The 18,137-nt window shown below is 45.6% G+C and carries 17 protein-coding genes; 7 read left to right on the forward strand and 10 right to left on the reverse strand.

Going from position 1 to position 18,137, the window contains the following annotated elements; all coding sequences use genetic code 11:
- Entirely contained in the window at positions 1 to 1,662 is a 1,662-nt protein-coding gene (locus LZU85_RS02840) for a response regulator (protein WP_237286314.1), read from the forward strand.
- A 137-nt stretch (positions 1,663 to 1,799) separates the two neighbouring features.
- Entirely contained in the window at positions 1,800 to 2,033 is a 234-nt protein-coding gene (locus LZU85_RS02845) for a hypothetical protein (RefSeq protein ID WP_176297137.1), read from the forward strand.
- Positions 2,034 to 2,117: 84 nt separating this feature from the next.
- Here LZU85_RS02845 and LZU85_RS02850 read toward each other — a convergent pair whose 3' ends face one another.
- A complete protein-coding gene (locus tag LZU85_RS02850) occupies positions 2,118 to 4,010 on the reverse strand; it encodes a sensor domain-containing phosphodiesterase (RefSeq protein WP_237286315.1) in 1,893 nt (630 codons plus the stop codon).
- A 244-nt stretch (positions 4,011 to 4,254) separates the two neighbouring features.
- Positions 4,255 to 5,379 carry an acyl-CoA desaturase gene (locus tag LZU85_RS02855; RefSeq protein ID WP_176297139.1) on the reverse strand — a complete coding sequence of 375 codons (1,125 nt, stop codon included), beginning with the start codon at positions 5,377 to 5,379 and terminating at the stop codon, positions 4,255 to 4,257.
- A gap of 166 nt (positions 5,380 to 5,545) precedes the next feature.
- Here LZU85_RS02855 and LZU85_RS02860 point away from each other — a divergent pair, with 166 nt between their 5' ends.
- Positions 5,546 to 6,094: a GNAT family N-acetyltransferase gene (locus LZU85_RS02860; RefSeq protein ID WP_237286316.1), complete on the forward strand. Its 549-nt coding sequence runs from the start codon at positions 5,546 to 5,548 to the stop codon at positions 6,092 to 6,094.
- A gap of 53 nt (positions 6,095 to 6,147) precedes the next feature.
- Here the strand turns inward: LZU85_RS02860 and ylqF are convergent, their stop codons facing one another.
- On the reverse strand, positions 6,148 to 7,092 hold the full coding sequence (gene ylqF / locus LZU85_RS02865) for a ribosome biogenesis GTPase YlqF (RefSeq protein WP_176297141.1): 945 nt from the start codon (positions 7,090 to 7,092) through the stop codon (positions 6,148 to 6,150).
- Positions 7,093 to 7,265: 173 nt separating this feature from the next.
- Positions 7,266 to 8,795, reverse strand: coding sequence for a DEAD/DEAH box helicase (locus tag LZU85_RS02870; RefSeq protein WP_176297142.1), 1,530 nt, complete (start codon positions 8,793 to 8,795; stop codon positions 7,266 to 7,268).
- Between the two features lie 242 nt (positions 8,796 to 9,037).
- Between LZU85_RS02870 and LZU85_RS02875 the strand changes: the two genes are divergently transcribed.
- Together LZU85_RS02875 and LZU85_RS02880 are read left to right on the forward strand one after the other, a co-directional pair.
- The gene (locus LZU85_RS02875) at positions 9,038 to 9,466 is read left to right on the forward strand and encodes a VOC family protein (RefSeq protein WP_045622767.1); all 429 of its coding nucleotides are present in this window, start codon (positions 9,038 to 9,040) and stop codon (positions 9,464 to 9,466) included.
- A 29-nt stretch (positions 9,467 to 9,495) separates the two neighbouring features.
- Complete coding sequence (locus LZU85_RS02880; protein WP_176297143.1) at positions 9,496 to 9,918, forward strand: VOC family protein; 423 nt, start codon at positions 9,496 to 9,498, stop codon at positions 9,916 to 9,918.
- Positions 9,919 to 10,012: 94 nt separating this feature from the next.
- On the opposite strand, the gene LZU85_RS02885 is transcribed toward LZU85_RS02880, so the two are convergent.
- Positions 10,013 to 10,261: a YgjV family protein gene (locus LZU85_RS02885; protein ID WP_176297144.1), complete on the reverse strand. Its 249-nt coding sequence runs from the start codon at positions 10,259 to 10,261 to the stop codon at positions 10,013 to 10,015.
- A gap of 347 nt (positions 10,262 to 10,608) precedes the next feature.
- Between LZU85_RS02885 and LZU85_RS02890 the strand changes: the two genes are divergently transcribed.
- Positions 10,609 to 10,875: a hypothetical protein gene (locus tag LZU85_RS02890; protein ID WP_176297145.1), complete on the forward strand. Its 267-nt coding sequence runs from the start codon at positions 10,609 to 10,611 to the stop codon at positions 10,873 to 10,875.
- 94 nt (positions 10,876 to 10,969) lie between these two features.
- On the opposite strand, the gene LZU85_RS02895 is transcribed toward LZU85_RS02890, so the two are convergent.
- The 4 genes from LZU85_RS02895 to yccS form a co-directional block, all read right to left on the reverse strand.
- The gene (locus LZU85_RS02895) at positions 10,970 to 12,229 is read right to left on the reverse strand and encodes a hydroxymethylglutaryl-CoA reductase (RefSeq protein ID WP_237286317.1); all 1,260 of its coding nucleotides are present in this window, start codon (positions 12,227 to 12,229) and stop codon (positions 10,970 to 10,972) included.
- A 79-nt stretch (positions 12,230 to 12,308) separates the two neighbouring features.
- Positions 12,309 to 12,602, reverse strand: a complete 294-nt coding sequence (locus tag LZU85_RS02900; RefSeq protein WP_237286482.1) for a hypothetical protein — start codon at positions 12,600 to 12,602, stop codon at positions 12,309 to 12,311.
- 81 nt (positions 12,603 to 12,683) lie between these two features.
- Positions 12,684 to 12,887 (reverse strand): hypothetical protein, encoded by a 204-nt coding sequence (locus tag LZU85_RS02905; protein WP_237286318.1) that lies wholly within the window; start codon positions 12,885 to 12,887, stop codon positions 12,684 to 12,686.
- 204 nt (positions 12,888 to 13,091) lie between these two features.
- Positions 13,092 to 15,245 carry a YccS family putative transporter gene (gene yccS, locus LZU85_RS02910; RefSeq protein WP_176297147.1) on the reverse strand — a complete coding sequence of 718 codons (2,154 nt, stop codon included), beginning with the start codon at positions 15,243 to 15,245 and terminating at the stop codon, positions 13,092 to 13,094.
- 207 nt (positions 15,246 to 15,452) lie between these two features.
- Here yccS and helD point away from each other — a divergent pair, with 207 nt between their 5' ends.
- Positions 15,453 to 17,525, forward strand: a complete 2,073-nt coding sequence (helD, locus tag LZU85_RS02915) for a DNA helicase IV (protein WP_237286319.1) — start codon at positions 15,453 to 15,455, stop codon at positions 17,523 to 17,525.
- Between the two features lie 118 nt (positions 17,526 to 17,643).
- Here the strand turns inward: helD and LZU85_RS02920 are convergent, their stop codons facing one another.
- Positions 17,644 to 18,099 (reverse strand): methylglyoxal synthase, encoded by a 456-nt coding sequence (locus LZU85_RS02920; protein ID WP_176297149.1) that lies wholly within the window; start codon positions 18,097 to 18,099, stop codon positions 17,644 to 17,646.
- Positions 18,100 to 18,137: the final 38 nt, after the last annotated feature.

Genomic DNA, 18,137 nt, shown 5'->3' on the forward strand with positions numbered 1-18,137 from the left:
ATGGCGAAACACAATTTTTCACAGCTTAAAGTTCTGATCATCGACGACGCCCCTGTGGTTATCACAAGCTTAAGAGGTATGCTTCTTAAGCTTGGATTTTCAGAAGCGAACATTCAATTCAGTAAAAGCCCAAAATCGGCCGTATTTAAAGCAAACCGAGAGAAATTCGACATCTTCATTTGTGATTATAACTTTGGCAAAGGGATGAACGGCAAACAGATTTTTGAAGAGCTCAAGCATTACAAAGCGCTAAAAAGCGATGCGGTTTTTATTCTCGTCACAGGCGAAAGTTCCGCCTTTATTGTGCATTCCATTCTTGAGCTCAAACCGGATGAGTACATATTAAAACCGTTCAACATCGGTATTTTGCAAACCCGCTTAGAAAACGCGGTACTGCGTAAACAAATCCTCAAAAATCTTTACGCTGCAGAAAGAGCGGGAGATTCGCAAGCAGGATTGGTTTTGTGTGAAGAGTTGGAACCCTTTCATCCAGAATACTATTTCCTGATACAAAAGTTTCGAGGTAGCTTCCTGACACGATTGAAACTGTTTGAAGAAGCGAAGAAAGTGTATGAACAAACGCTAGAGAAAAAGGAACTCGATTGGGCGAAAGTGGGCCTAGCTAATGCACTGCGCCATACCGGTAAAATGACCGAGGCCACCAAGTTGGTACATGAACTCGTCTCCTCAATGCCGAGCAACACCACCGTGCGTGTTGAGGCCGCGAACCTCAGCTTGATGAACAGTGATGTGCCTGATGCGATATCTCATCTCAAAGTGGCCAGTTCTATCGTGCCGGGCAACTCTGAACGTGAGCTGGTGATTGCCAACTTGTGCCTTAGTGAAGGGGATACACGCTCAGCGTTACAACGCTTCCGCCTCTATAGCGAGGTCAATAAAGAAACATTTCGCAATAATCATTTTATGCGGATGAATCATATCCGATCACTGCTTTACGCACTCAATGACGCAGAGCCTCTCGAGAGAATACGTTGGTTGAAAGAGGCAAAATCACTGTTTAAGCAAGCATATGATTGCAGTTTGGATGAAGAGCTAGATAGCCAGTTTCAGCTGATTGCTGCGCATATCGCGATTGAAGAAAAGCAGTACCGTGTTGCCGTTGAGATCCTGAATCAGCTCTACCGAACTAAACCTTTTGAGCACTTTTACGATCGCTACCATTTCACTTGGCTACTCAATGCAATGGGCTTTGATAGCGAGTTTTCTCACTGCATTATTTGGTGTAAAGAGAGTTTACTCGGTGGCGAGATGGAAACCATTTTGGCCAGCAAAACAGCGATGGCAAGAGCACTTGAGCGTCAAGGTCAGGAGAAAGTTGAATGGCTGGAAGATCAATACAAGGCGCTGATTGAACACAAGCAAGATATTGAAAAACTCTACGAAATTTATGCACAGATCTTAGCTCGTAGCCCAACATTAAGGACGGTTTGTACCAAGATCATAACCATCTTATCGCGTTACTGGCCCAAATGCTTTGAGACCGCTGCGATAGAAGAAATCCACGTCATAATGAAGCAGTGTGATGTCACCATTCGTCAGTTGATGTCGGAAGAAGAGCGAGAGAAAATTCAATATGAAACGCTGTGGGAAAAAGCAAAGCAGCAGTATGAAAGACAATACATGGTCACCGAACAAGCGTAGTTTGTTCACCGCAGAGTAATGTAATGGTGATATTAATTTCATATATCTGTGATATGGGTCAGTAGCTAACCATAGTTACGATTCGTCACTTGTGGTATTTTTTGACGGGTGTCGGGTCGCGAGTTGTAGGAGTGCATATGTCACACAAAATAGAGAATCATTATTGCGAACATTGTCAAACAGAAACACCCCATGTCGTCGTACTCGTCAGAAAAACGAGCGCCTTTAAAAGCGATCCCCAGCGTAGCCGAAAAGAGTTTATTGCTGGGTTTCTAAAAAGTGCAGTATTTGGTGCCTTTCTCGCTTCCATGGATGAGTTTGCGCGCCACTTAGTATGTGAGCGTTGTGGTCACAAGGTCATTGAAGACTAAACTATCCTGCGTTGGACTCTTTTTTCGTCGATTTGTCAGGGCAGCCTATGGCTAATAGGCTGCAGCTTAGTTTTAAAGTGCGGTTTAGAAGCCTTCGTGATTCAATAAAAAATCCTCAAATTCCGCTGGTGGCATCGCTTTTCCATAGAGAAAGCCTTGAGCGTAGTTACACTCTTCTGTTCGGATAAAGTCTTCTTGAAAGTGGTTTTCCACGCCTTCCGCTATCACCATCATGTTCAACTTATGCGCCATCGCGATAATGGCACGTGTCAACTCGCGATTGTGTTGTTTGTGTTCTAGTTGGTTGATAAAACTGCGGTCAATTTTTAGCGTATCAAACGCGTACTTCTGCAAGTAGCTCAATGATGAGTAGCCTGTACCAAAATCATCCAGTGAAATGTTGACACCATAGTGACGTAACTGAGCCAGTACCTCTTGGGCGTACTCTTCATCTTGCAGCAAAATACCTTCGGTGAGTTCGAGTTCAACACATTGAGGCGGGAGTTGATAAAGCTCAATAATATCTTGAAGATGCTGAACAAAATGGGGTTCACGAAACTGAATCGGCGAGATATTGATCGCCATTTTGAAGGAGTGAGATGAGAGTTTACGCCACTCAGCGGCGTGTTTGAGGGCTTGATGAAGAACAAAATAACCGATCTCGATAATTTGGCCATTACTTTCTGCTAATGGAATAAAGCGATCGGGTGAAATCGCTCCCAGTTGAGCGGCTTTCCAACGCAGCAGCGCTTCCGCACCGATAACTTTTCCACCTTGTTTCAAACAGATGATCGGCTGAAAATGGACTTGCATCTCTTGGTTCTTTAGTGCATCAGATAGGTGGGATTCTAGTAGTAAGCGCTCTTCCGCTTCTTTCTGAGCGGCGACGTTAAAATAGGAGGCTTGCAAACCTTGGTTCTTGGCCACACTCATAGCGGAGCAAGCTCTCTGCATCAAGCTAAACGAATCGGTGGCATCCATAGGTGCTAAGGCAATACCGAGATTACACTGCAGGTTCACACTCATCTCGTTAACCATGAAAGGTTGGGTGCAGGCTTTTATCACCCGTTCGATCACCTCCTCTTGTGTTTCCTGATTGCGCTTATGGCGAGCTGATAGAACAAAATCTGACCCGACAATGCGTGCCAGTTTCCACTCTTTCGGTAATTTGTGGCACAGGCGCTCACTGAGTGAAGAGAGAATTTGATCGCCAAACATGTAACCATAACTGGCATTCACGAACTTAAAGTTTTTCAAACTAAAGTAGACCAGCGTAATTTGTTCGTCGTGTGAGAGTTTTTTAATCTGCTTTGCCAAATCATCAGCCAAGGTAATTCGGTTAGGTAACTTGGTTAAAGGATCATAGTGGAGATGAAAATCTAGGTGGGTCTCCGCGGCAGTACGTTGTTCAACTTCAGTCAGTAAGCGGCTGCTTAAATCGGCGAGCGTTTTGGTTCGTTCCGCCACCTTGGCTTCTAGCTCTTGGTTAAGCTGTGCCAATTCTTCCTTCCGATACAGCATGTCTAGTTGGCCTTCAATGGCAGTTTGAAAACGACCAAGCAGCGATAGCGAATCTTCATCAAAGTACCGTTCGTGATTATCGAGCATACAAATGGTGCCAAAGGGGGTGTTATCGGGCCAGAAGACCGGAAGTCCACAATAGCAAATCATGCCGAGTTTAATATCAGGGTTGCTGTCCCAATTGGGGTCGGCCAAAGCGTTGGGCACATTAAGCATGCGTCGCTCGCTAATCACGGTTTCACAATAGAGCCCGTGACCAAGGGAGTCTTTGGCGTGCTGCGCGTAGGGGTTGTTTTCACTTCGGCTGCTGGAGAAGACTTCTATGTCAGTCTCGTGAATTCTCATGACCAACGCCGCCGGACATTGTGTCATTTTTGCAACTAAATCAACAATTTCTTGCCAGCTATTTATCACTGACTCAGGTACCGTGAGTTGTGAGGTATCAATTATTGCCATGATCTTTGTCGTTCCATCGATTCAGAAAACACAGTGTTATGCATTGAGCATACCGTTGAGTATAGGCTAGGTTAACGGGGGCGGTAACTAGGGCGCAGAAAAATGACTACCGTTTGAGACGCAAATCAGCCTCCTTGAGTGGAGGCTGATTAGAGGGGCATGATTCGTCTACAAAAAGATGTCGTCTTAACGCACGTGATTTGGATGAGTGAAAAACACGGGTACTTATTGGTTTAGTTCCCCACTAGGCGTAATGCGCGGTGAGCGTTATCCAGTTTTTCTGACGACTCATCAGATCCGCTTTGATCTGCTTATAACGAATCTTTAGCAACGCTATTTCATAGGTTTTAAAGGCTTTCTGCTTTTTACTATCAAGTAATTGTTTTTTGGTATCGTAGTAGTCTTTCATAGTGACCACTAAGCTATCAAACTCGGTTTGCAAGTGTTGTTTCAATGTTTCTTGGTCAGCTCGATGGCCAATATTGCTTAGCGCATTTTTAAGACGTGTAGCGGCTCTTGCTTTATCAATTTTAATTTGGGGAGTTAAACGCAGATTGCCCGTTAAGCCAATCCACGAACAGGCTTTTATCAGCCATTTTGTTGGGTCGTATTGCCACCAGTAAATACCATTACGGTAGTCATTTTCAAAAATGTGGTGAAAGTTGTGGTAGCCCTCACCAAAGGTTAGCACCGCCAAAAAGCCATTGTCTCTAGCGCTGTTTTTATCGGTGAAAGTTTGTTTTCCCCAAATATGAGCTAGAGAGTTGATGAAGAATGTTGAGTGGTGACTTAGTGTTAACCGCAACGCACCAACCACTAGTAGCATGCCGATGATGTCTTGATAATACCAGCCAAGCACAAGAGGGATGCCTAAGTTCGTCGCGATAGCGAGAGGGATATAGTATTTGTGCTGCCACATCACCACCTTGTCTTTCTGTAGATCACGGCAGTTATTGTAGTCATTGTACGTGTCATGATTATAGTCGCGAAGCATCCAGCCAATGTGGGAAAACCAAAATCCACGGCTCGCTGAATAAGGGTCTTTGTCGTGATGATCGACAAACTTATGGTGCATGCGGTGATCGGATGACCAATGCAGAGCACTATTTTGTAGCGAAAACGCGCCACCGATGGCGTAGATTACTCGCAGAATCCCTTTCGCTTGGTAGGTCTTGTGACTCCAAAGACGATGGTATCCGGCGGTGATGGAAAGGTTGGTAAAACTAAATGTGATCAAAAGCCAAATAAGGTGCTCGGTTCCATAACCATGTTGCCATCCATACCATGGGGTCACCAAAAGAGCGAGAAACAGAGACAGGCCAAAAATGGTTATGTTTAACCAGATCAGAGGGGGGGTAGATTGTTGCAAAGTACACCTCGTTTAAGCTAACAACTGTACGCTAGAATATCCAGCGTACAGTTGTAAGTCAAACTTATAAACAAATATGTGAATGGAATGTTTCCCTTTTTAGGTGCAATAAGTGTAGTATTAACTTCCACAATATATGCAGATTGGTAGCGATAAGGACTTTTAAATGGATTTTAAAGTGGCGAATTATTGCGATTTTGAGCGGGTGTCTCTGCTCCAAGCAAATAGTCTTAAGTCACATTATGGTGGCATCTTGAGTGATCAATACCTGGCAAATGAGGTGTCCGCCGAGAAGTTGTTACTATGGCAGACTCGCTTAACAAACCCGCCTTTTGGACAGCATATCGTCCTCGCTGAAGAAGGAGGGTTATTGCTTGGCTTTATTTGCGCATTTGGCAATCACGATTTTGAGTTGGGTACGTATATTGACTCTTTGTATGTAGATGATGCTTTCCAGCATCGTGGGATCGGAAGCCAGTTACTTAAACAAATAGCAGAATGGCATCAGCATTATTTCAGTGACAAAGGTCTTTACTTGCAAGTGAGCGAATCCAACACCGAAGCAATTGATTTTTATCTACATATGGGCGGAAAAGTCGCTGATATCAGGAAAAGAGAAGATCTCTCGGGAGAAATTGTCGTGGAGAAAGTCATTACATGGCCAAACGCGGACGCGTTAACGACCGGGCTTGCCGTTGCTTTTGTGCATAGCTGAGAGGACATTGCACCAATAAAAAAGGGATGCTCTTTCAGCATCCCTTCTCATAATTAACGTTTGTTGCGCAGGTAGCGTTTGCGGCGCTCCTCTTTATTTTTCGCTTTCTCTTCAGCACGACGCTCTGCTTCAAGCTCTACTTCAACTAGCTCTGTCGTTATCATTTCTGGGCGCTCGAGTGTTATTTGGCCTAAAGTTCCACTACGAAGTTCATGGAGCAAAATTTCACTGGCTTTATGAATATCGACTCGTCCTCCGGCTCTTAATGCCCCACGACGTTGGCCGATTTCTTCCATAAGCTCAACATCCGTTTCCGGTAGTTGTTCGATTTGATAACGTTCTTTCAGCTTGTCTGGATAGTGCTTTGCTAAGTACTCCACCGTGTAAAAGGCCACTTCATCATATTCCATAGCCGTGTCTTTCACTGCTCCCGTTGCCGCCAAACGAAAACCACTGTGTGGGTTTTCTACTTTAGGCCACAAGATCCCAGGAGTATCGGACAACACAATGCCATTTTGCAGATTGATGCGTTGCTGACGACGAGTCACTGCCGGCTGGTTGCCGGTTTGCGCGATTGCTCGACCTGCAAGTGTGTTGATAATAGTGGACTTACCTACGTTAGGAATACCCATAATCATGGTGCGAATATTTTTACCTACCTCTTCACGATGGGGTGCTAACTTACGGCAGAGCTCGAGAATTTTGTGAACTTCTTGGGTTTGAGAGGTGGTGATCGCCATTGCTTTCACGTTTTGTTCTTGCTCAAGGTGCTCGATCCAAAGTTGAGTGAGTTCAGGATCGGCTAAGTCGCGCTTGTTAAGCACCTTAACAACGGGCTTGTCACCACGAATTTTTGAAATCAAAGGGTTTTCGCTACTAAAAGGAATACGTGCATCCAGCACTTCAATGATAACGTCGACTTGTGGAATGGCCTCTTCTATTTCTTTGCGGGCTTTATGCATGTGCCCTGGAAACCATTGAATTGAGTTGTTAACCATTTGAATATTTACCTTTTTTAAATGAAATGTGGCCTTTAATGACAATTAAATTCATTCATCTGAGCACTTAGGCTCGATGGGCCAATAGCCGCTAAGTTTATCATTATATGGAGATAGGATGAAGGGTGAGAAAGAACGCCACTGACGAGTGGCGCTCTTGATGTACAGATAGCTTATGCGTTTTGTGGACGTGGCTTACGACGTTGAGCCGAAGGCTTGCCATTGGCAGGCTTGCTGTTACCAGTTTTCGCGCTGTTTGGTTTGGCGTGACTTGGCTTGCCGTTTGTTTTGCCATTCGCGTTGTTCGCAGGTTTCGAGCCCTTTGTATTTGGTCTCTTACCTTTGTTGGTTGAATCGTTGTTACCTTCTTTTGGTGCAGAAAACTGACGTTTGGCTTTGCCATTGCCACGGTTTTGCCCTTGAGGTTTGTCCGCAGTTTTTGCCTTTTGGCTGCCTTTGCTGCTCGCCTCACTGCCTGCTGCTTCCGCATTAGGTGCTTTCGGTTTCTTTGGCTTCTTCGGTTTTTTCGGCTTAATTGGGCGCGTATCCAGTTTAGATTCTGGTACTGCGTTGGTTGGCGTGTAACCTTCCAGCGCTTTGCGAGGTAGCAGTTCTTGAATTAAACGCTCAATGGCAAACAGTTCAGGCGCTTCGAGCGCACATACTAGAGAAATTGCCTTACCCGTTTCACCCGCGCGGCCAGTACGGCCAATGCGATGTACATAATCTTCCGCCACTTTTGGAAGCTCAAAGTTTACGACTTGAGGAAGCTGAGGAATATCGATACCGCGTGCGGCGATGTCGGTTGCCACCAACACGCGAACTTCGCCTGATTTAAAATCCGCCAACGCTTTGGTACGCGCACCTTGGCTCTTGTTGCCGTGGATAGCGGCAGCAGTCAGGCCTTGATCGGTAAGGAAAGCCGCTAGACGGTTTGCGCCATGCTTGGTACGAGTAAACACCAGTACTTGTTGCCAGTCACCGTCATTAATCAGCTTGGCAAGCATCGCTGGCTTTTTCTTTACGTCTGCTGGGTAGATGCATTGCTCTACGGTGCGAGCCGTTGAGTTGGCTGGGTTAACTGAAATCTCGATAGGGTTGTTCACCAAGCCTTTTGCCAGTTCACGAATTTCGTCAGAAAACGTGGCTGAGAACAGCAGGTTTTGGCGTTTTGCTGGCAACAATGCCAGAATCTTGCGGATATCACGAATGAAACCCATATCCAACATGCGGTCGGCTTCGTCCAGTACCAGCACTTCGAGCTGATCAAACTTCACTGCATTTTGGCTGTACAAGTCCATCAAGCGGCCTGGTGTTGCCACTAATACATCAGCACCTTTACGCAGGCGCAGCATTTGTGGGTTGATTTTCACACCACCAAACACCACCGCACTGTTTAAGTCCAAGTGGCGGCCATACATAAAGACGTTTTCTTGTACTTGCGCGGCTAATTCGCGGGTCGGCGTTAAGATAAGGGCACGAATGTGGTTTGCACGCACACGTGGCCCTTTTGCCAGACGTTCAAGAATAGGCAGCGTGAAGCCCGCAGTTTTACCTGTTCCTGTCTGTGCCGCCGCCATGACATCTTTGCCTTCTAAAATAGCAGGAATGGCCTGCAATTGGATGGGAGAAGGGGTGTCATAGCCTTTTTCCTGAATAGCTTTAAGGATTGGTGCAGACAGACCTAAGGAGGTAAAACCCATGTATGATTCTCTATATTAGTAAAGTCAGGGCCGACGATTTCGCTATCGGCCAAAAGTGCGACATTCTGAGGCTTTTAAGGGGGGACTTCAACCGATAATTCTCCTTTCTCGAAATCCGTCATTTGGGAATCTTTGTGTGATCGATCTCTCTTTTCTGTTTTCGTCTTTAAATTCGTGCTTTACCTCAATTTAACTTGAGGTTTTAGGCTGTTCTTTGTCAGTTAAGTGCAAGGAGCAAAATGATGAAAAGCTATGTAGAACACGCCAACATGTCAGTGGTTGATGCGCAGAAAACCATTCATTTCTTAACCAGTGCGATTCCCGAATGGCGAGTGCGTGGCGGGGGAAAGTTGGACAACTGGTTTGGCCGCGCGATCGAGTGGTTCCATGTTGGCGATGAACACAGTTATATCGCCATCAGCACTGGTGGAGAGGGGGATGCTGCGAATTGGACAACGGCTTTCACGGGGGTAAAGCATATTGGTATCGTGGTACCCAATGTGGATGCGGTGGTCGAACGACTCGCGTTAGCGGGCTACGCTTTAGATCATTGGGGTGGCGATCATCCACATCGCAAGAGCGTTTACTATCTCGAAGATCATGGTTTCCAGTTCGAATTTGTTGAGTACTTTAGTCAAGAAAATGATCTGAAAAACGATTACACGCTATAACTAAAAATAGCAGAAAGGAGAGAAACGTCATGGAGAAGGCGAGGCCAATTCAGTTGCAAGCGATTGATCACATTGTGTTGAGGGTGGTGGATCTACCCAAGATGCTGGCATTTTATTGCGATATTTTAGGTTGTGTTGTTGAGCGTGAAGTGGCCGAGTTTGGTTTAACTCAGTTGCGAGCAGGCAGTGCACTGATTGATCTGGTTACGGTGGACAGCAAGCTCGGGCGACAAGGCGGCAAAGCTCCCGAGCAAGAAGGGCGAAATCTGGATCACTTCTGTTTGCAAATTACCCCTAAAGATGAGCAAGAGATTCTCGATTTTCTCATTCAACACGGGGTGATGGTGGAAGCTTTCGCCAATCGTTATGGCGCGCAGGGGTTTGGCCGTTCCATTTACCTCTCCGATCCTGAGGGCAATACGGTTGAGCTAAAACCTGAGAATTTTGATTGATGCTTACAACAAAAAACTGTCTCCACATGGGAGACAGTTTCAAAAAAATAATGTTTAAAAAGTCTTACGAAATAAAGACATACAATATAAATTGTTATGCTTGTTCAGGCGTTAGAGTTTTTTTTTCCTGTTGCATTTTCGCTAGGAAGTAGATGTTCACGCAGGCGATGAAGCCGTTTGTTACCACAACTGGCCATGCGTCAATCATCAGACCGTATGCTGTGAATAGTGCACAACCGATGAAGTTTAAAACGCGTAGACGAACGATATCTTTCATCATTAGCGAAATCGCTACCATGATTGAAGCAGCGTAGCCTAGAATTTCAACCATATTCATTTCCATAATTTGACCCTCTTAAATCTTGCCGAATATGTCGGTACCAATTCTTCTCTTCTTGAGATAAGTGAGGAAGCTCCATGCCTCGAATGGTCTAATTTTGTTTTCGTTAAGTGCACTATATCAATGGAAAATCCGTGATGAAAGCCTCAATTCAAGGTTAAGAGAAGGTTAGCGATTACGCAAACGTTTAGAAAGAAAAACGCAACGTACAGAACTATCAATACGCTCAATAAGAATGGCAGAATTTTGGTGCTACATTATTTCTCCTGCCTATTGAAACGATAGTTGGACAGAGAGATATCGCTCATCTATTATTGCTAACGAGAATTATTATCATCAAGTGTCTTTATATGTCTATTTTGATTGCTGTGTTGTTTTCGCTGTTATTGATCGTAAAAATGAAAGTAGAAAAGGCTTATGCTTTATTGCACATCGTATTGCATGCGGTTTTTCTTATTTTAGCCGGGCATACCTATGCAGTGAGTTATTTGATTGTGATGTTTTTTTCTGCCCCGATTCAGATTGCCATGTGTCATCGTGGGGAGTGCAAAGAAAAAGGGCATAAGTGGTTTTCTTTATTGCCAGCGTTTGTGGTGATCATCGTGGCTTTTCTTTGAACGCTAAAAGGTTGATCGTCTGGGTGTTTGTGCTTCACGGCTTAATTGAGAGTAATTAAGCCGTGAGAAACAGCTGTTTTGAGAGACTGTCGCTTTAGCGAGCCAGTTTGTGGTGCGCGCGAGAAAAATGTCCAGCGGCAAAAGCACCAACAATCGAAAGCTCTCCGGCTAAGCAAAGTGCAGCACAAACTTCAGCTAATGCACGCGCGTTGCCTTGTCCGTACAGGCCTAGAATGTCTAGACAGGCCTTTTGGCTTGGTAGGCCAGTGCCGCCGCCAACGGTTCCGACCATCAGATTTGGTAATGTCACGCTCGCATATAAGTGCCCATCGGCGGTAAGTTCCATCCGGGTAATGCCAATCGCTGATTCAGCCACGCAAGCGGCATCTTGTCCACAAGCCAAATAGAGTGCCGTTAACGCATTGGCGTAATGGGCATTGACACCAATTCCGCCACTCAATGCTGCACCCGTCGTCGTCATCTGACCGAATTTGACCATTTTTTCAGGCGTAGTGTGCAAGTACTTTTCAACCATCTCGCGGGAAAGGGTCACTTCGGCGATCACTTTTTTCCCACGGACGCTTGTCAGTGTTTTGCTGTTTGCTTTCTTATCCCCGGAGAGATTGCCATCTAGAAAGGCTTCTTTGATGTCGATGGGGCAGGTTTCCAATATTGACTGAAATACGGCGTTGGTCGCGATTGTCACCATATTTTGCCCAGAGGCGTCACCTGTTTGGTATTCAAACATCAAGTAGACATGATTGCCTTCCATGTTGATGTTGATATCACTGAGCGTACCATGCGAAGTGGTGGATTCGGCGATTTGCTTAAAACGCTCGTAGTGGGTGGTTACCCAAGCGACAAACTGACCCGCGGAGACTAAGTTAGTGAATGCGAATACGGGGGTGCGTGTCACTCCTTCATTCACCAGCATGGCCGTTGCTCCGCCGGCGGCGGTAATGAGGTTGGATCCTCGTGAATAGGAGGCCACCAAAGCAGCCTCTGTCGTAGCAAGGGGGATCAAATAATCATCGCTGGCAAACAGGCCATTGACGCGCAATGGTCCAGCTAGCCCAACGGGGACTTTTACCGTACCAACAAAGTGCTCAATATTCTTCTGATAGAGCGCCATGTGCTCAAGAGTATGTTGATCTAATAATTGGTCTTGAGTGGCATGACAGTTCACCACATCCCAACGCTTCTTTAGAGTTTTATCGCTAATAAAAGGGCTCTTGGGTAAAGTACGTTTTGGTGGGGCGTAATTAGGGTTGAGTTTTTGCTCTATCTGTTGCGCGCTATCTAGACAGCGAAGTGCGGTATGAATATTTTTATTTTGAGTAGTTTTAACGGGCATAAGTCTGTCAGCAAGAAAAAGGAAGCGTCGATTCTACTGAATCAGGAAGAGTAAACAAGGTGGTAAGCGTAACAAATGGTCACACTTGGATATCCAATAGACTACCAATCACATCGTTGTTTCGTTCAATAACGCTCGCACCAATACGGTTATAGCTACTGGCTTGGCTCAGTTTCATCAAAGCTTCGTTGTGATCTTTGGGGGGGGGAGTGGGTTTTTCTTCAGGTTTGCGATCAAATTCGACACGATTAAAAGCAAGCTCATCAGAGGTAGGATTTCCGTTTGCTTGGTTCACGTCCAACGCAGCTTCTTCAGCCATCTTACTGGATTGCTGAATGAGTTGATAGCCGGATTGGATGGAGGAAACTGGCATCGATAACCTGCTCATTTGTTAACCTAACGTAAGCATAGTCTTATTTGACAAAGCTGACAACTATGCTACCTGAGAGAAGAGTTAGACGAACAATTTTGCCAGCGCATCTCGCTCTTCAAGGCTTAAAATGTCGTTATCCTTTCTTACTAAAGCAAGTTGAATGTCACCCTGCAAATGTTGAAGTTGTAGCGGAGAGAGTCTTTTTAGCTCTTCGCGAAGTCTCTCAAAGTCAGATTGTTTCATGTTGATCACCGTTTTATAACGCTTCTTCTTGTCACCATCCATAACGAAGCTGTCCATCACATCGACTGAATGATCGCCAATATACGTGTTGAACGCTGTTTTATTGTCCGAAAAATGTCAGGCAGAGGTAAAACAGCAAGGGAAAATAAAACGGGAATGAGGAGGATAGGCAGGTCCAATGACCTGCCTGAGATTTAATCGCTTGGTTGATAGGTCCCAAATAGCCCCACAGTTACAAAACGACGGTTATTGGATGCGAACCGCCAGTTTACTGGCCAGAGAGTGGAGTTCGGGCATCATGCGATAAATGAGATGGAGCTGCTGCAGCACCATTCGCGCGCTTCCTTCATCATCTTCACGCCATTCGCTCAGGCGCTTTTCTAGATCGGCCGCGTTGCTCGTGTCTAGATCACAGTTGTTACAACGGTTGTACAACTGTGACTGTAACGTCTCCAGATGTTGGTGAATCGTTCTGTGTGCATCCAACACCAACTGATGAGTCGATTCGTCGTCTAGGCGAGTGCGATGTGCCCCCAATGCTGAAATATAGCTCAACATGGCGTGATTAAGAGTGAGAAAACGGAAGCTCTCATCGACCGCTGTCTGATACTTCCCTGGCTCGATCAGCATGTTACTGATCGCAGACGAAAGGTTGGCATCGTGGTTATGTGCATTTCTTCGGGCAATACGATAAGCCAGACTATCCTTTTTACCAATTCGATACTGGCCGATGATTTGCAGCAAATATTGCTTGTTGGCATCTATCGCGTCTGACATCACTTTATGCAATCGGCGAGATTGCCAGTCAGGAAGAATAAACACCACTGCGGCAACCGCTAATGCACAGCCAATCAAGGTATCGGCCAAGCGTGGTAGCACAACGGCGTAGCCTTCGCCGAGTTGGTTGAAACAGAACAGTACCAACAGGGTAATAAAACCGGTGGCAAAACCATAATTATTGATTCTAAATGCGAAAAAGAGCACACCAGAAATCACGATAAAAACTAACTGACTTTCTTGAGAAGGAAAGAAAGTCAGTAATGGCACACCAATCAATAAACCTGCAAAGGTTCCGGCAATACGAGCGATCAGTTTTTGTTTAGTCGCACTGTAATTGGGTTGGCAAACAAACAGCGTGGTCAGTAGTATCCAGTATCCACGCTCAATCCCTAAGCCTTGAAGAACGCCATAGCCTGCCGTTAGCGCGATAGCCATTCGGATAGCATGACGAAAGAGCATAGAATCTCTATTGAAGTTGGATTTAATACGCAGAAACATCGCTTTCAAGGTATGCGGGTTTGTATCGTCGAGAAGGTTTTCTTCTAGTTTTTCTGCGTCGGGATTATTGATGTTATTAAACTGCTTTTCGACCGTTGCTAAGTTATTGAAAAGATAATTTAGCTGTCTCAATAAATGTGCCCATTTGGGATTCTTCTGATCTTTGAGGAAAGCGAGCGCATTTTGTAACTCTGCCAAGGCGAGAATGGAATCGGCACTGTGGTTATACTCGTTACCTAATCGCAGCGACTCTGCAATTTCTCGACATGCACTTGCTTGTGATTCCAATAGGTATTTGAAGCGAAAAAGCACGTCAGATCGTTCAAATTCAACCGCAAGATCTTGGTAACGATAGTGGCTGGAACTGACTCGTTCGTGAATATCTTGGGCGATGAAATAGATATTGAGAAAGCGATCACTTGGGCCATCAATATGACCGCGTTTTGAACGAGTCAGCAGGGTCTGTTTACAGTTGTTCAGTGCGTTGACCGTTTGGGCATTAAGGCTTGCTGCCGTGATACGCATTGGCTGAGGTGTCATGTTGGTCACAGGGTGAAACAACTGTGCTTTTGCATCGAGATAGTTAGCCAACTGGCTAAACACATTGGCGAGGCTTTGTTGCACAGGCTGCATCGGCCAGATGATTTGCCAAACCATCGACATGAAATAGTACCAAGCTGCGCCCGATAGTAGTAGTGCTGGTTGAAACCATATATTGGTGCTTTGATGCGCCCCAAGCATGGTGTAAATGGCGATAAGCAAAGAGCCAAAGGCGATACTGGCATACTTGGGACCGAGTGCGCCAAGCATGATAAAACCAAAAGTAGAGACAAATAACCCAATCGCAAATAGCCACGGGGTATGAAACAGAAGTTCGATTGAAAACGCCGCGATAGCAAAACAGAGGAAGGTTAAAAACAGGGCTTTGATCCGCCCACTGAAGCTATCATCACTTTCTGCCAATGCCGCGGCAATAACGCCAAGGATAAGTGGTGTTATTAAGGTGCTCTGGCCAAAGTACCAAGCAGGCACCACGACTCCCAGTAAGGTGAGTAGAATCAGCACACTGTAACTAATGGTTTTATTCGCCCAAAAATGGCGCAGTTTAAAACGTAAGTTCACGGTTTTCCTGTGTAAATTGGCAGAAGTGAATGAAACGGCAGTGTAGCAGAATCCGCCAGCAACAATATGACTTGGACACATAAAAAGTCATGGATGCTTAGTATTTCTCCAGTGTGCGCCGTCTCGACAGGAATAATGGCTACATTTTCCGGCTACAAAATGGTATAAACCTCAAACCCTTGAATCCCTAGCAAGAGAAAGTGTTCGATGTTGCTAACGGCCAACAAAACTGCCCAGTTTTTTATCCAAAAAGAGTACCACCATGTTGAATTGCAGGGACACTCACTGCTGTTGGTTTCTGTCGGCAGTGAGGAACACATTCCATTTACGGTTTGGAACGGAGAGGTAAGCATTCAGCGGGGCCTTTTTTGGGGCTCACTGCAGTTTTTTGCCCATGCCAATGGTCATCGTCAGCAGAGTTGGTTGGTTCAAGGGCTGCCTTGGCCTGAATGTAAACAGTTTGCACGGCACGCCGTGGAACAATACCAACAGTGGCACGATCAGCAATGTCGCCAACTGAGCCAACACCTTCCATTGTGGGAAGAGGAATTGCATCGCTTAGAGTATTTACCTGCCTATTTGCCTCACTCTAAAGTGGATACATGGATTCGCGATGTCCATGCACAGCTTCAAACGATGAACATGACGTTAGACGAAGCGAAACAACGCTTACCCGAGCGTGTTGCAGCTTTGGCAAGTTGGCTGTTGCAAGGGGAAGAGGCTATACAAGCGCGCAATCTAACTTGGTTGGAGCAAGAGCGTCGTAATTGGGAAGTGTTGTTCAACCAAATTGAATCCTCTCCTCTCAATGTTTCTCAACAACATGCCGTACTCCTCAATGATGACCACAATTTGGTTTTAGCAGGGGCAGGTTCAGGTAAAACAAGCGTGCTCACCGCTCGCGTTGCCTATCTTCTACAAAGTCATCAAGCAACGGATGATCAGATGTTACTGCTGGCGTTTGGTCGTGAAGCTGCTCAAGAGTTAAAGCAGCGTTTGGTCGATAAAATCGGCCTTGCGGCGCAAAATGCCCATGTCTCAACGTTTCACCAGCTTGGTCTATCCATTATTAACCAAGTGGAAGCTCGGCCTGTTGAAATCTCACCAGTGGCGTTGGATGACAAGCTACGTCAGGCGTGGTGTGTCGATTGGTTGAAAAAACACTGGATGACCCCAACCAACTTCAAACGTTGGCAAAAACATTTAACCAAATGGCCAATTGCCTACCTCACTGGGGATGATGAGTTGGGCAGCCAATCAGAAAACCCCAAACTGATTGCTTGGCTAGACAGGCAGCTCACTCAATTTGCCTCATTGGGCTTTAGTAAGAAAGAGATCCAAGAGCGATTGGTGGAACTGCCTGACTACACGCGCTTAAACAGCGAGCTGTCTCTGTGTTGGCCTTGCTTCAGCGCATGGCAAAAAATGCTGAAAGAGACCGAGCAGATCGATTTTCCAACCATGATCAGTCGTGCAACGAAATACGTCAAAGAAGGGAAGTTTGTCTCTCCTTGGCGTTTCATTATGGTCGACGAATATCAGGACATTTCACCCGATCGGCTGGCTTTGGTTGAAGCACTCTGCGAGACAACCCATAAGCAGCCTGGCGCATCACTTTTTGCCGTCGGTGACGATTGGCAAGCCATTTATCAGTTTGCTGGGGCGGATGTTGACTTAACTACCGGCTTTCAACAGCGCTTTGAGCACTCAACGGTACATCACCTCGACACGACTTACCGTTTCAACAATATGATTGGCGAAGTGGCCAACCGTTTTATTCAACAAAACCCGAGACAGCTGCGCAAAACGTTAGACAGTTACAAACAGCAGAAGCAAAAGGCGGTGCATACGGCACCAAGCAACTCGGTGGAAAAAATCCTTGATCAGTTGGATAGAAAATCAGACAAGAACAAAACCGTGCTGCTGTTGGGACGCAATCACTATCACAGACCTGATTTGTATGAAGATTGGGTGAAACGCTTCAAAAATCTTACGCTGAACTTTATGACCTGTCATGCCAGTAAAGGCAAAGAAGCGGATTATGTGATCATACTGTGTGTGGATGAAGGGCAGTTCCCGACCAAGAAAAAACAGTTGCACGTAGATGGTGCATTGACGCAATCGTCAGATTCGTTTGCTTACGCTGACGAGCGACGGCTTTTCTACGTTGCACTCACTCGAGCGAAAGAAAAGGTGTGGATCACGCACAGCGGCTCTGGATCAGGTTTTGTGCAAGAGCTGCTCGAAAACGATTATCCAGTGGTGAAGCACAGTAGCTAAACCCTTCTTTCGAAACAGAGCAACGATAACACATAAATGCCAGCGAGAGCTGGCATTTTTCTATCTACTTTTGAATCTTCCGATCTATTTTTGACTTAAGTTTTTTGTTGTCAAACGATCAAGTACGGGCAGAAAGGTAAGCTTGGTAATCTGGAATTTCGATGGAAACTTCTTGGTTAAGCAGTGAAGATTCAAAAATGAACTTCGCGGTTGCGCGGTTGGTTGCAACTGGAATATTCCAAACACTGGCAATACGAAGAAGGGCTTTTACATCAGGGTCGTGCGGTACTGAGTTGAGTGGATCCCAGAAAAAAATCAACATGTCGATTTTACCTTCAGAGATCAAGGCACCTAACTGTTGGTCACCACCCATTGGGCCACTGATCATACTTTTGATGGCTAGACCTGTTTCACGGCTTAGCATGTGACCAGTTGTCCCTGTGGCATACAAGAAATGGCTCTGTAGTTTCTCTTTGTTTTCTTTTACCCAGCGCAACAATTCAGGTTTGTAGTTATCGTGGGCCACTAGCGCAATGTGCTTATGCGCAGGCATGGTACGAGTTGTTTTTTGCATTCATTCTTTCCGTTATGGTTACCTAACGAGGTTCGTCT

The organism is Vibrio floridensis (assembly GCF_021852965.1).
Taxonomy (GTDB): Bacteria; Pseudomonadota; Gammaproteobacteria; order Enterobacterales; family Vibrionaceae; genus Vibrio; species Vibrio floridensis.

Excerpts from the sequence above, each read along its gene's own strand:
- LZU85_RS02840 (WP_237286314.1), top strand. The coding sequence starts at position 1 with ATGGCGAAACACAATTTTTCACAGCTTAAAGTTCTGATCATCGACGAC.
- LZU85_RS02845 (WP_176297137.1), top strand. The coding sequence starts at position 1,800 with ATGTCACACAAAATAGAGAATCATTATTGCGAACATTGTCAAACAGAA.
- LZU85_RS02850 (WP_237286315.1), bottom strand. The coding sequence starts at position 4,010 with ATGGCAATAATTGATACCTCACAACTCACGGTACCTGAGTCAGTGATA.
- LZU85_RS02860 (WP_237286316.1), top strand. The coding sequence starts at position 5,546 with ATGGATTTTAAAGTGGCGAATTATTGCGATTTTGAGCGGGTGTCTCTG.
- ylqF (WP_176297141.1), bottom strand. The coding sequence starts at position 7,092 with ATGGTTAACAACTCAATTCAATGGTTTCCAGGGCACATGCATAAAGCC.
- LZU85_RS02870 (WP_176297142.1), bottom strand. The coding sequence starts at position 8,795 with ATGGGTTTTACCTCCTTAGGTCTGTCTGCACCAATCCTTAAAGCTATT.
- LZU85_RS02875 (WP_045622767.1), top strand. The coding sequence starts at position 9,038 with ATGAAAAGCTATGTAGAACACGCCAACATGTCAGTGGTTGATGCGCAG.
- LZU85_RS02880 (WP_176297143.1), top strand. The coding sequence starts at position 9,496 with ATGGAGAAGGCGAGGCCAATTCAGTTGCAAGCGATTGATCACATTGTG.
- LZU85_RS02885 (WP_176297144.1), bottom strand. The coding sequence starts at position 10,261 with ATGGAAATGAATATGGTTGAAATTCTAGGCTACGCTGCTTCAATCATG.
- LZU85_RS02890 (WP_176297145.1), top strand. The coding sequence starts at position 10,609 with ATGTCTATTTTGATTGCTGTGTTGTTTTCGCTGTTATTGATCGTAAAA.
- LZU85_RS02895 (WP_237286317.1), bottom strand. The coding sequence starts at position 12,229 with ATGCCCGTTAAAACTACTCAAAATAAAAATATTCATACCGCACTTCGC.
- LZU85_RS02900 (WP_237286482.1), bottom strand. The coding sequence starts at position 12,602 with ATGCCAGTTTCCTCCATCCAATCCGGCTATCAACTCATTCAGCAATCC.
- LZU85_RS02905 (WP_237286318.1), bottom strand. The coding sequence starts at position 12,887 with ATGGATGGTGACAAGAAGAAGCGTTATAAAACGGTGATCAACATGAAA.
- helD (WP_237286319.1), top strand. The coding sequence starts at position 15,453 with ATGTTGCTAACGGCCAACAAAACTGCCCAGTTTTTTATCCAAAAAGAG.
- LZU85_RS02920 (WP_176297149.1), bottom strand. The coding sequence starts at position 18,099 with ATGCAAAAAACAACTCGTACCATGCCTGCGCATAAGCACATTGCGCTA.